9 protein-coding genes are annotated in these 12,583 nt (G+C 53.0%); 4 read left to right on the top strand and 5 right to left on the bottom strand.

Features of this window, described 5'->3' with window-relative positions:
• Window positions 1–10: 10 nt before the first annotated feature.
• The gene (gene patD, locus OGX94_RS06885; RefSeq protein ID WP_149335302.1) at window positions 11–1,438 is read left to right on the top strand and encodes an aminobutyraldehyde dehydrogenase; all 1,428 of its coding nucleotides are present in this window, start codon (window positions 11–13) and stop codon (window positions 1,436–1,438) included.
• A 193-nt stretch (window positions 1,439–1,631) separates the two neighbouring features.
• Here patD and OGX94_RS06880 read toward each other — a convergent pair whose 3' ends face one another.
• Complete coding sequence (locus tag OGX94_RS06880) at window positions 1,632–2,759, bottom strand: multidrug effflux MFS transporter (RefSeq protein WP_032934571.1); 1,128 nt, start codon at window positions 2,757–2,759, stop codon at window positions 1,632–1,634.
• A 101-nt stretch (window positions 2,760–2,860) separates the two neighbouring features.
• Here OGX94_RS06880 and OGX94_RS06875 point away from each other — a divergent pair, with 101 nt between their 5' ends.
• Window positions 2,861–3,640, top strand: coding sequence for an AraC family transcriptional regulator (locus OGX94_RS06875; RefSeq protein ID WP_003833119.1), 780 nt, complete (start codon window positions 2,861–2,863; stop codon window positions 3,638–3,640).
• A 119-nt stretch (window positions 3,641–3,759) separates the two neighbouring features.
• Here the strand turns inward: OGX94_RS06875 and yncL are convergent, their stop codons facing one another.
• Window positions 3,760–3,855 carry a stress response membrane protein YncL gene (yncL, locus tag OGX94_RS06870; RefSeq protein ID WP_071524268.1) on the bottom strand — a complete coding sequence of 32 codons (96 nt, stop codon included), beginning with the start codon at window positions 3,853–3,855 and terminating at the stop codon, window positions 3,760–3,762.
• Window positions 3,856–4,047: 192 nt separating this feature from the next.
• Between yncL and OGX94_RS06865 the strand changes: the two genes are divergently transcribed.
• Entirely contained in the window at window positions 4,048–4,221 is a 174-nt protein-coding gene (locus tag OGX94_RS06865; RefSeq protein WP_003020198.1) for a GhoT/OrtT family toxin, read from the top strand.
• Between the two features lie 19 nt (window positions 4,222–4,240).
• On the opposite strand, the gene OGX94_RS06860 is transcribed toward OGX94_RS06865, so the two are convergent.
• Genes OGX94_RS06860 through OGX94_RS06850 form a run of 3 tightly spaced genes read right to left on the bottom strand, consistent with a single transcriptional unit; the run spans window position 4,241 to window position 10,693 of the window.
• Window positions 4,241–6,403, bottom strand: a complete 2,163-nt coding sequence (locus OGX94_RS06860) for a virulence factor SrfC family protein (protein ID WP_257661968.1) — start codon at window positions 6,401–6,403, stop codon at window positions 4,241–4,243.
• Window positions 6,400–9,381 (bottom strand): virulence factor SrfB, encoded by a 2,982-nt coding sequence (locus OGX94_RS06855; RefSeq protein ID WP_126957581.1) that lies wholly within the window; start codon window positions 9,379–9,381, stop codon window positions 6,400–6,402. The genes OGX94_RS06860 and OGX94_RS06855 overlap by 4 nt, the downstream gene beginning before the upstream one ends.
• A gap of 4 nt (window positions 9,382–9,385) precedes the next feature.
• Window positions 9,386–10,693, bottom strand: coding sequence for an SrfA family protein (locus tag OGX94_RS06850; protein ID WP_286568955.1), 1,308 nt, complete (start codon window positions 10,691–10,693; stop codon window positions 9,386–9,388).
• Between the two features lie 282 nt (window positions 10,694–10,975).
• On the opposite strand from OGX94_RS06850, the gene OGX94_RS06845 reads away from it, so the two are divergent.
• The gene (locus OGX94_RS06845; RefSeq protein WP_126957577.1) at window positions 10,976–12,574 is read left to right on the top strand and encodes an ABC transporter substrate-binding protein; all 1,599 of its coding nucleotides are present in this window, start codon (window positions 10,976–10,978) and stop codon (window positions 12,572–12,574) included.
• The last annotated feature ends 9 nt before the right edge of the window (window positions 12,575–12,583 follow it).

Raw genomic sequence — 12,583 nt, 5'->3', positions numbered from 1 at the left:
GGAAATTGCTATGCAACATCAATTACTGATTAATGGCGAGCTGGTCAACGGTGAAGGTGAAAAGCAGCCAGTCTATAACCCTGCCACTGGTGAACTCATTCTGGAGATTGCTGAGGCGTCAGCCATGCAGGTTGATGCCGCTGTAAGTGCAGCAGACGCCGCGTTTGCCACCTGGGGGCAAACCACGCCGAAAGTCCGCTCTGAACTGCTGCTGAAACTGGCGGATGCTATTGCTGATAACGCGCAAACCTTCGCTGAGCTGGAATCACTTAACTGCGGTAAACCGCTGCACTGTGTTCTCAACGATGAAATTCCCGCTATTGTCGATGTTTTCCGCTTCTTCGCCGGTGCGGCGCGTACCCTGCAAGGACAGGCGGCCGGTGAATATCTGGAAGGGCATACCTCGATGATTCGCCGTGATCCACTGGGCGTGGTGGCCTCTATTGCGCCGTGGAACTATCCGCTGATGATGGCGGCGTGGAAGCTGGCTCCAGCGTTGGCGGCGGGAAACTGCGTGGTGATTAAACCGTCAGAGATTACCCCGCTGACGGCGCTTAAATTGGCCGAATTCGCCAAAGACATTTATCCGGCTGGCGTGATTAACGTGCTGTTTGGTCGCGGTAAAACGGTGGGCGATCCGCTGACCGGCCATGAAAAAGTGCGCATGGTTTCGCTGACCGGCTCCATTGCAACCGGCGAACACATTATTCAGCACACCGCGCCGTCAATTAAGCGTACGCATATGGAACTGGGCGGAAAAGCTCCGGTGATCATTTTTGATGATGCCGATCTGGATGCTGTGGTGAGCGGCGTGCGGACCTTTGGTTATTACAACGCCGGGCAAGACTGTACCGCCGCTTGCCGAATTTATGCCCAGAAAGGCATTTATGATGCACTGGTCGAAAAACTTGGCGCCGCCGTTGCCAGCCTGAAAATCGGTCCGCCGAATGATGAATCGACCGAGCTGGGACCGGTGAGCTCGCAGGCACATCTCGATCGCGTGACTAAAGCGGTCGATGAGGCTAAAGCGTTGGGCCATATTAAGGTCATCACCGGCGGTAAAAAAGTGGATGGTTCAGGCTACTATTTTGCCCCGACGCTGCTTGCTGGGGCGAAGCAGGACGATGCCATCGTACAGCGGGAAGTTTTCGGTCCGGTGGTCAGCGTGACCGTATTTGATGATGAAGATCAGGTGCTGGCATGGGCCAACGATTCGAAATACGGCCTGGCATCCTCCGTCTGGACCCGGGATGTTGGGCGAGCGCATCGCTTTAGCGCTCGCCTGCAATATGGTTGCACTTGGGTCAATACCCATTTCACGCTGGTTAGCGAGATGCCGCACGGTGGGCAAAAACAGTCCGGCTATGGAAAGGATATGTCGGTTTACGGGCTGGAGGATTACACGGTTATTCGCCATGTTATGATCAAGCATGAGTAATATCTTAAGCGCGATCGGCGAATGGGGCACGGATAGCTAAATATTGGCATACGTGTGTCTATACTATTCGCGCCACTGGCCTCGTCGCCATCGGACGGCGGTAAGTTGGAAATATCCGCGAGGTCAGGCTAATTGATACAACAAAGCCCCAGCATATAGCCGGGGCTTTGTGCTTTCAGGATCGCCATCGGGTTTATCTACGGCCCAGACTGCAAAGCCAGGCGAGTAGGGCACAGACGCTCAGAACCAGCCCCAGTTGCTGCACCACGCCTGCTAAACCCAGCATCATCCCAAGTAACAGGTAATAGCTTAATCCGAACAAAGCACCGGCGGCACCGGCCTGTTCACGGTAGTGACGCAGCGCCTGACTCAGCACATTGGGAATGGCGATACCATAGGCAATCACCACGCCGAACACCGGAATCAGGATCCACGCGGAGTGCTGTAAACACCACGCGACGAGACCTGACAACGCTGCCAGCACACAGGCATAACGTACCAGTCGCTCCGGCGTCAGACCAGTCGTTAACAGTCTTCGGTTCAGCAGGCTACCTGACAGAGAAGCAAACGCAAGTAGTAACCCCGTCCAGCCAAAGGCTCTGGAGCTCCATCCTAATTGCCCAAAAAGAAACGGCGCCAGGCTGTAATAGCTAAACAGCATGGTGTTCAGTAGGGCAACCAGCAAGGCGTTTTTCCGCAACTCATTGTCCCGCATCATGCGGGAGAACAATCCGGCAAGCTTCGGGCTGAGCGTATGTTCGGGCCGGGTTTCTGGCAGCATGGTCGCTGTCAGTATTAGCAGTAGCAGCGCCAACAGCACAAGGGCAACAAAGACACCGGTATGGCCATACAGACTTACTAACCAACCTCCGCTTAGCAGGCCAAAAACTGGACTCAATGCCAGTGCGGCCCCCATCACGGAAAAGACGCGGGATAGCGCAGTTGATTCATAACAGTCCCTTAGCATGGTCTGTACCACGACCGACCCGGCAGCCGCACCGATGGCGGAGATCATCCGCGCCAGCAGCAAAACGCTGAAGTCGTTGGCAACAACAGCTGCTGCGCATCCTGTTCCATAGCAGATAAGTCCTGCCAGCATCGCCCAACGTCGTCCGATGCAGTCGCTTAGCCACCCCCACATCGCTACGCCGACGGCGAAAGCAACAAAATAAACGGAGAGCGTTTGAGCCGCGCGCTCACTGCTTACGTGAAAAGAGATAGCGATACCCGGCAATGCCGGGCTGTAAATGGTTTCCACCAGTTGTGGAAACATAATCAGTAGTGTAAGAAGCCACAGTGGTGGGCGACGAAGTGTGTTCATAGCAATATCCAGACAGACAGAAAACAGGCGGGCATTATTGCTGAAAGGAATATGTCGCATTACCATTATCAGGACTTTAAATATCGAATATCAGACAGATAATGAAAATTGCCCCCGATGATGCTTTTGATGCGGATAGCTTTGATAAACCGGTAATCGGTATTGCTGCCGATATGGGCGTACATGATTCCGGGCGGCATAGTCATCTTCGTCATCAGCTACTTTTTTCGGCTGCGGGAAGTATTACGATTGAACTGGAGCAGGCCCTGTGTCTGCTACCGCCACGTCGTGCGGTTTGGATCCCGGCAGGCACGGTACATCGCGCCATAATGCGTGGTGTGATGGCTTATCGCTCTTTGTATTTTTCAACCACATTGCCGTTATCTGAGTTACCGCTGCAGATAGTCGAAGTTAATCCGCTTTTTTTTGAAGTGATAGAACGTATGGCATTCTGGCCATGGGAAATGCCTGCCGCTCAGCAGTCCAGCCTTATTACCGTTTTTTGTGAGGAAATGCGTGCCGCCCGCAGTGAAAACTGGACATTGCAATATCCCTCAGATCCGCGGCTTAACGTGTGGCTCAAGGGATTACGCATGGGTGAATTGCCACCACGACTGAATCAATTGTCCCGACAGGTTGGGGCATGCGAGAGGACGATCAGTCGAATATTTATCAGGGATACCGGGATGAATTATCAGGACTGGCGGCAGCAATTTAGGTTGTTAAAAGCCATGGAAATGTTGGCTGATGGATGCCATATCAGCCAGGTCGCGCAATATCTGGAGTTTGTCAGCGACAGTGCTTTTATTGCTTTCTTCCATCAACATACCGGCACAACACCTGGCCGTTATTCGGGCAATATAATGCCGCAGAAGGATTAGGGGTATTACATATTAAGGATAATTTACCCAGTGATAGCAGAGTGGGAAGATCGTTTACTGATGGCAGAGAGAAGCTCCTCTCTGCCAGCGGACGCTGCAATTAATCAAGAAGAGTTACATCAAGCAAACCAGCCGAACCTTGCGGATATCAGACTGAAAAGTCCTACAGCAGCAAATATATTTATCAGCACCACAGTTTTACTGGAAACATTCATTTTTGCCACCTTTCGTTTTAACCCTTATGGGTATAGTACGGCTTATAACTATCCGCAATAGTACGAATTCTGAACATAATGAAAATGGGTTGTTTTACAGCCGTTTTTCTTAAATTAATTAATAAAACTTGATGTGAGTCATGAAAAAGAGCATATTGCGCGCGATTTTCCCTTCTGGCCAGGATGCCTTAAATGTCCCTATACCAAAAAATGTTGGTTTTTTATGCGGTGATGGCCGTCATCACGGCAATCATCACCTGGTTTCTTTCCCGCGATAAAAAGCGGATTCGCTTTCTTAGCGCGGTATTAGTCGGGGCGACCTGGCCGATGAGTTTTCCCGTTGCGCTGATGTTTTCTCTTTTCTGATGACGGCGTATTCGCCGTTTCAGGAGAAAAGCAGGGCATCTAATCGTTTTTTGTCGGTTTCAGTGACATCCTGTGGGTGCTGATATCCCGCATTCTCATTCGCACGGGTGTACAAGGCAACCAGCCAGTCGTAAACGTAACGGCTTGCACCATGCGAGGGTTGTTCATCCAGCTTCGTCAGGCGTAGCATCGGCGATTGCTTCGGCGCGCTAAAAATAGCCGATCCTTTTTGGATCCTGCTGGCAGGGCGCTGTTCCTCAGCAACGTCGGCAAATCCAAGCCAGGTAATAAAATCACCAATATCGGCGTGTAGCTGCGCGGCACAGACGTTTTCTCGCTGCATAATGCGCTGTAAGCGTTGTGGCATCTCCAGGCGATAGCTGGTGGTGACGAGAATGTCGGCAACCTGCCTTAACGTACGGGGATCGAGTCGTAAACGACGGGCATTATTTTCATCGCGACACCACTGGCGCATGTGGTTAATCCACATTTTGTGTGCCTGATATCCGGTCTCCTGGCTTTCCGGCGAGTGCAGTGTGTCACGCACCTCGGCAAACAGGTCAATCTCTTCATTAAATAAACCGCTTACCTGCTCCTCGCGCGGTTGCTGAATACGCAGCAGCGACTCAAAAATGCGCATCGGCGGGAGCAAACCATCCAGCAGTTCGCCATGTTTTGCCGCTTGCGCCTGTAACTGGCGGATCACCGACTCGTGGCTATCCGATTCAGCTTGAGCGGGATTAATCCAGCTTATCAGAGTTTCGCGGATGCGCTGTTGATGCTGGTCGCATAGAGAAGTCAACCTGGCCTGGCGCTGCTGCGGTGAGGTTGCCTGAGTCAGCCATTCGACAAGACGTTGTAAGCTATGTTTATCCAGCGCCTGCAACGTACCCCAATGCAGCCCGGGCTTGCCCATCAATTGCTGCACGGATTCATCAAGGTTTTGCTGGGTACTAAAACGCGCATCCTGCGGGGCAATGGCCCAAACCACGCCCGGTAATGCGGCATCATGAACAGGTTGGGTATCGTTGACCCAGCCCAACAGCTTGCGGGTGATGGCGGGCGTCTGGGCGCGTGTAGAGACCGCGTTGCAGATTAAGAGCACATCCGGTTGCAGGTGCTGGCGATAATGTTCCAGCATCCAGCCTAATTTTGCCTGCCACAGTGGATGAGGATGAGCATCCGGTGCGAGGGGAATATCGAGCAGATCGACATTCTCCAGCACCGAGTCTTCAACCGTCAGGACCAGCTCGCGCGTGAGCAGCGCCAGTGACGACAAAGAAAGACTGACCGCATTGAGCAACTGATGATTTTCAATCGGATGAACCACCACATCGCTTTGCGTCTCATTATTGCCGGTCAATGCCAATTGGGTCAGGAAACTTTCGGCAGGTAAACCAAAATGATCAACCAGCAGGCTCAGCGGGGCCGCTAATTCTTGCGCGTGTCCGGTTTGTTGCAACGAGTGGGCCAGCGCCAACCACTGCTGCGTCAGCTCTGGTTGTTCTCCCCACAGTAACGCCCAGGCGTTTGCCCGGGTAGTCAGGTCCAGTGCGGGCAGCAACGTGGCAAACTGATACCATAGTGCATCGTCAATTTGCTGCTGGTTTGCCGGTACGCAGGAGCGCCAGAAACGACCGATTGCAGCAACATCATGCGCGGTAATGCCCGGCACCGGGTGACGCTGACGCAGCGTTTGCCATTTTTCCAGGCGCGCCTCAATAATCGATTTCTCGACCTGTCGGTTGTCCGGGAGCGCGCTGAACTGGGCGATAAATAGCTGTACCAGTTCGGCTTCACTGAGTAACCGAAGACGCAACGGCCATTCGCTATCATGCGGATTTTCATCGCGCGTAAAGCGGATCGCCATATTGGTTGGTGCATGGCCCGGATTAATATGCGAGAAATAATCAAAGCTGCGATCCGGGGTAACAATATTCACTTTGCCAGTGGCATTGCAGCACAATGCCGCCAGCAGATGTGCTTTTGCCGATTGTGAGTGTCCATATAACCCTATACATCCTTGCGATGAAAAGGTCGTCTTCAGCGCAGATTCACTCACTGCGGCTAGCGTAAGCTGTGCCAGCAGGGCATCCGCTTCATCATCAAGACGCGCTGCACGTTGACGGGTATCTACCACCCACTCGATGGCGGCCTGCGCGGTATTTAACATCTTACTCATTTCAGGTACACGCTCCCGCTATCAATCCAGTAATGGCTTCCGCTATGGCGACGGTCTGCCAGCGTATTCAGTTTTAACGTTAAGGCATTGGCGGCAACGGGGGTGCCATCCTGTAACCAGGCATCACTCAGGATGAAGAATTCCGGGCCACTTTCTTTGCTGCCGCCGCGTAGCTGCAGCCGAACATTCAACACGCCATCTCCGGCGATAGTTTTTGCCAGTTCGGCAGAGTTTATGCTGAGCGTATACAGCGGCGTGGCAGGCCAGCGGCTGTTTGCCAGTTGCCGGAATCCTAACGTCACGTTGCCACGTAACGGGAAATGCAACCGGGCATCCAGCTTCGCCCCAGGTTTATCCAGATCAATATCGTGATACCAGATGTTCTCATCACGCAGGGTATTGACCGTATTATCCAGCACACCGAGAAAGCGTACGGTCGAGTAAGCGCCGATATCGGCAGCTTTAAAGTTAAAGCGTGGCAAACGCAAATCCAGCGCCAGGCTGCACAGCATAGCGCCTACAGCAGCGGTGGATTTAGGGTTACCAATTCGCCCCTGTTGGCTGAACGGATACCACTCATGCACGCGGTAGTTATCCATCCAGATCATACGGTTAACCGGGACAGGTTGCAGATGGCGGATCAACGCCTGTACACCCGGTAAACAGGCGGGCCTGCCGGTCACTAATAAGATATCGCAGCGATAATGTGAAATAGCCTCACAAACCGCGTGCAGCGGGGAAGTCAGGGTAAATTGCCCCGCCAATAGTGCTTCTTGTAACTGCCTGAACTGTACCTGTAACGGCACGCTCAGAACATCAAACGCAGGCGACCCTGCTGGTAACGCATGGTCGATAGCTTGTTGGATGTAGTTCATCACGTTGCGCGTGGGTTGTTGACTCAGGAGTTCCCCAAAGGTGGCATGTAGCCCGGCGACCGGGTCGTTAATATCGCTTTGTTCCCAGGCAGAGAGGACCGCATGACCGAGCGGCATAAAGAGCTGTAACGCCGTTTGTTGACGCAGAATTGCCTGAGTATCGATGCGCCCGGAATCGCCAAACAGCGTGGCCAGCAATGCGGCGGCGTCGGTCACGCCAGCCTGTTGTAAGCGGGTTTGCAGCGCAGGCAACACGCAGCGCTGAATCACGTCCAGCAGCATGTCATCGCCCGCAACTTTAAAACCTTCACGGAACAGCAGATGCGGGGTAATTTTGACATTCGCGCCAACGCCGTCATCAAGCTGGTAATGAACGACGGCCATATCCGTTGTCCCGCCGCCAATGTCGATCGATGCTACGCGCAGCGCACGGCCTTTAGTCTCACCAGGCTCCGGCAAACGGTCCGGGCGGGCAAGGGCGTTAAAGAACGATTCGGTGTGGCCATCGTAGTGTGAGATAGCCTCGTTATACAGCCACACCAGTTGCCCGCAGCTGGCTTCATCCCATTCCATCTGAATTTCAGGTACGGGAACCACACTTTTTTCCTGCTGCTTACGGGTGGTGAAGTCTTCATCCTGCGGGTGCCAGCCCATCGCTTTCCAGACCAGGGCAATAGCTTCAAACATGCGCAGGCGGAAAATCTCGCGCTCCTGTTTGGGCATCGCCGACGGTAGGGTCAGGATCAGCGTCCGCAACTGACGCGGAGACGCCGGGAATCCGAGGCGCAAACGCGTCGCTACGCTGTTAATTTGCCCCAGCGCCTGGGCCAGTATTTCGCACAACATATGCGTCATCAGCGTGCTGCGGCTGTATTGTGGTGAGAACACTGGTAGACGATCGTCCTGCGGCAGGCTGAACAGCGGTTGCCCGTCATCGTTCATCAGGTTCATCAGCGGGAAGGCGGTAGCCAGCGGTTCGCGCTGGGTTTTGCCATTCATCTGGCTAAAGCGCCAGTCATGTAACACCGGCGTTTCATCCCACAGATAGCGGCGCGGGCTTGAGATCCCACTGTTGCCCTCGGTGCCCATACGCTGCATCGCCAGCTTACGGGCTTCATCACCCACACGCACAATCGACGGCCAGATAAAGGCGTCATCACGTCCGCTCTCAACGGAAAAGTGCTGTTTACCAAAGCGCGCTTCGGAAAACTCCAGCCGACTGGTGAATAGCGGATCGTTGAGGAACTGCGGCTCGCTTAACGAACGGACCTGCAATTCAGCGGTCTGACGCAGCCCGTCATTGGCATCCCCGTGATCTTCAATCAGGACACCACAGGTATGGGTATTACCGATATCCAAAATAAGATCGACGGGAATGGCGGGTGTGCTAAGGGTGTGCGTTACCAGTTTCACTTCCGGGACAGAAAGCTGCTCACCTAACAGGGTCAGCACATTCAGCCAGTGCGCCTGGTATTCAAAGTTACGCAGCGCCTGCTGGATCTCTTGTTCTGAGCGGTTCTCATGTTGGGTGACATGGTGCATAAAAGATTCGCGCAACCAGCCGTCAATCCAGGTCTGGTCAAGGAAATCAGCAATTTCGTTGTCATGCCAGGCCAGCGCAAACCGTGTACCGTTAAGCAGATCATTTTCGTTGGGGGTTAACGCCGCTGGGGCATTTTCAGTAAGCTGGCTGTCCAGCGCTACGGTAACACGGTGGGTGTTACCCGCGCTGTCCGGCTGCGCCAGCTTTCGCACCTGCACGCGTGCCCAGTTATCCGGGCCTTCAACAAACGTACGCGGCGGGTTAAAGCGCAGAAACGGTAGCGGCAGCCAGACGCCGTCGAGCACGTCCAGCGAATAATGTAACGTCTGGGTACTTTCCGGCTTCACCACTTCGGGTTGTGCGCCGGTGCTGCCCGGTAGGGTATAGCGTCCTGACGTCAGATCGAAGTCCAGTCGCAGTAGCGGACCGTTTGCCGTTTTGCGCACAAAGCGTCCATGGTGCGCAGATTCCTGCGGCGTGAGGCCGAAATCCAGAAATTGTACACCGCTATTGGCGATGAGCGTCACGCTCTGTTTGTAATCACACAGATTCACCAACATAAAATCAGGCACCTATCTTTTTGATCGTCAGAGGGATTTCCGCGTGATCGTCATAACGCGCGGTACAGGCGGCGACGTCGTTGGTTCCCGCTTTACAGGTAATTTCAGGCATCGGATAACGTGACTCGTCGGTACAACGGGCATTGCCGCGACTCTTAATCATTAATTCACCCGACTGGTGCAAACCGGAGAAAATCTCGGCACGACAAACAATATTGTCACCATGAACCACGCGTGCAGTGCCTTTATTGGCCTGGATCTGATAGCGCAGGGACGGCGCTTTGCCGCTCACCGGATCTTTAACATCGACCATGACACGCCAGTTACCGTTGAGAAAACGTGTCGTTCCTGCCTTCATCTGGTTGGCATCCATCACCAGTGCATCTTTTGGAATTGCGGCAATCACCACCGGTCCTTCGGCAGGTTTCTCTTTCTTCACAGCGGGAGTCACTTCAGCACGATGCAGGGGCAGTGCAGATGTCAGTGCTGGCAGCGGTGCCATATCAACCTTAGCGACTTCAACAGCGGCGACTGCGGGTCCGGGCTGGGCGGTCTGTTGCTTCCACAGCAGCGGCCCAACGATGGCTGCAATAATCACTGCGGCAACGGGCAGGCTCCACAGCGGCAGGCGGCGTATGGGCTTCTCCTGTACCGGGGGCGCAGTAACTTCAGGTTCGTTAACAATGACCGGGGGTTGAGGTTCAGGTTCAGTCGGTTTTGGCAGATCAACGACCGGCGTCAGTAAGGGGACATCGGCCTCGGCAAAGGTAATTTCCGGTGCGATTTCTGCTTCCTGTTCCGGCTCTGCTACGGTAACCACAGGAGGAACATCGGCAATGCGCAGGCAGTCGAGGACATCGTCGCGGGGATTTTCATTCAAATTGACGAAGCCCCAGAACGTAATAACGGGTTTGCCATCAACCAGAAATACGTGGTTTTCACCGGGAAACTGGATGGCTTTTTCGAGCAGTGAGCCAAACAGCTGTAGCGAGGTTTTCCCCGATTGCAGACTTTTACGGCTCAGGGTCGCCGCATTTTCCAGCGTGCTTCCCAGATAGCGCAGCGCACGAAAACGTGCCTCTTCATCAGCGGCTTTCCACGCCACGGCTTTCCCTTCTATCGGGGAATACCAGTCAACCCGATCGCCGCTGTCGTTAATTTGTGGGATCGCCAGACAATCCACCATCGCCTGCTGTTTACGCAGACGAAGCGTTTCACGAATTTGCAATGCTGAATCAAACACGGCCTGACCACCGCCGCCCACGGCCTGATAGTCATCCAAATTGCCGCTGCGCAAGAGAGTTTTTGCCACGTTGTTACCCCTTAGACTTCTTCACGTATCTACTTTACGTTTTATAAAAACGAGCAAACGGCGAAAGAGAGGCAAAAAGGGGCTAATTTTCATGGCATAGAGTGCCGGGAAAAATCTTGACGTTTTGAAAAAGACTTAAGGGAAATTAATTCGCTTAGGGTGATGAATTATTCAGCGAAATACACCGGATTAGAATAACCTGATAGTGATTTGTTATTGGTCAGTTTTTGTCAGCTATGCTCTGATATCCCTGTTAATAATAAAATAAGAAGGCTTATAACCATGATTGCAAGGAAAACGATACTCGCGCTGGCTCTCAGCGCCGTCTTACCGTCAGGCGCTGCGTTCGCGGCCAATACTGACACCATCATCTATTGCTCTGAAGCATCTCCGGAGTCATTTAACCCGCAAATCGCCAGTTCAGGTCCTTCATTTGTGGCCAGTTCACAAGTGCTCTACAACCGACTCATCAACTTTGATCCGGTAAAGAATACCCCGATACCGTCTCTGGCAACGGACTGGACGATTTCCCCGGACGGTAAGACTTACACGTTTACCCTGCGTCAGGGCGTGAAATTCAACAGTAATAAATTCTTTAAACCGACCCGCGACTTCAACGCTGATGACGTGATTTTCTCGGTATTACGGCAGAAAGATGCCGATCATCCGTATCACAAGATTTCTCAGGGAAGCTACGAATACTTTAACGATGTCGGTCTGGATAAACTGATTAAAGAAGTGAAGAAGGTCGATGATTATCACGTTCAGTTTGTCCTCAATGAACCTAACGCCGCGTTTCTTGCCGACTGGGGTATGGATTTTGCCTCCATCCTTTCTGCGGAATATGCCGACGCGATGCTGAAAAAAGGCACCCCTGAAAACGTCGATAACTGGCCGATTGGTACCGGGCCTTACGTGTTGCAGCAGTACAAGCAGGACTCGCAAATCCGCTATCTCGCTAACCCTAACTACTGGGATGGCGCCGTTCCAACAAAGCACCTGATCTTCTCAATCACGCCAAACGTCCAGACGCGCCTGGCAAAACTGCAAACCAATGAATGCCAGATAATCCCGGCGCCAGCCCCCGTACAATTTGACGAGATTAAAAAGAATAAAGATTTGACGCTGCATTCGGTTGAAGCGCTAAACGTCGGGTATCTGGCGTTTAACACCGAGAAAAAACCGTTTGATAACGTACTGGTGCGTCAGGCGCTAAACTACGCGACCGATAAAAAGGCCATTATTAACGCCGTCTTCTTAGGTTCCGGTACGGTGGCAAAATCGCCGATTCCACCGAATATGATGGGCTTCAATAAAGATCTGCAGGATTACACTTACGACCCGCAAAAGGCGAAAGATCTGCTGAAGCAGGCGGGGCTGGAAAACGGCTTTGAAGCGACGCTGTGGTCAATGCCGGTTCAGCGCCCTTACAACCCGAACTCCCGACGGATTGCTGAGATGATCCAGAGCGACTGGGTAAAGGTGGGCGTGAAGGCGAAAATTGTGTCGTACGAGTGGGGTGAATATCTCTCCGGAATGCGTAAAGGTGAGCATGACACCGCGTTGTTTGGCTGGATGTCAGACAACGGCGATCCGGATAACTTCGCCGATGTGCTGCTGGGCTGCGACAGCATAAAAACCGGATCTAACGCCGCGCGCTGGTGCGATAAAGAGTATAATTCGCTGGTTCAAAAGGCGAAGCTGGTGAGTAAACCGGAAGAGCGCGCCGCGCTTTACCAACAATCGCAAGAGATTTTCTACCAGCAGGCTCCGTGGATAGCCCTGGCAAACGGTAAAACGTTCTACGCTACGCGCAGCAACGTCAGCGGATACAGCGTCAGTCTGATGGGCAGTGATTTTTCAAAAGCAAAATTAAATTAATGAGTTAAG

The sequence above is a fragment of the Citrobacter sp. Cpo037 genome (assembly GCF_030332945.1).
Classification (GTDB): domain Bacteria; phylum Pseudomonadota; class Gammaproteobacteria; order Enterobacterales; family Enterobacteriaceae; genus Citrobacter; species Citrobacter portucalensis.
Note: the sequence above shows the minus strand (reverse complement) of the source record. Positions and strands in the feature narration are given on the sequence as shown.

Coding starts and splice junctions, on each gene's coding strand:
- OGX94_RS06855 (WP_126957581.1), bottom strand. CDS start 9,381: ATGTTGGTGAATCTGTGTGATTACAAACAGAGCGTGACGCTCATCGCC.
- yncL (WP_071524268.1), bottom strand. CDS start 3,855: ATGAATGTTTCCAGTAAAACTGTGGTGCTGATAAATATATTTGCTGCT.
- patD (WP_149335302.1), top strand. CDS start 11: ATGCAACATCAATTACTGATTAATGGCGAGCTGGTCAACGGTGAAGGT.
- OGX94_RS06875 (WP_003833119.1), top strand. CDS start 2,861: ATGAAAATTGCCCCCGATGATGCTTTTGATGCGGATAGCTTTGATAAA.
- OGX94_RS06880 (WP_032934571.1), bottom strand. CDS start 2,759: ATGAACACACTTCGTCGCCCACCACTGTGGCTTCTTACACTACTGATT.
- OGX94_RS06865 (WP_003020198.1), top strand. CDS start 4,048: ATGTCCCTATACCAAAAAATGTTGGTTTTTTATGCGGTGATGGCCGTC.
- OGX94_RS06845 (WP_126957577.1), top strand. CDS start 10,976: ATGATTGCAAGGAAAACGATACTCGCGCTGGCTCTCAGCGCCGTCTTA.
- OGX94_RS06860 (WP_257661968.1), bottom strand. CDS start 6,403: ATGAGTAAGATGTTAAATACCGCGCAGGCCGCCATCGAGTGGGTGGTA.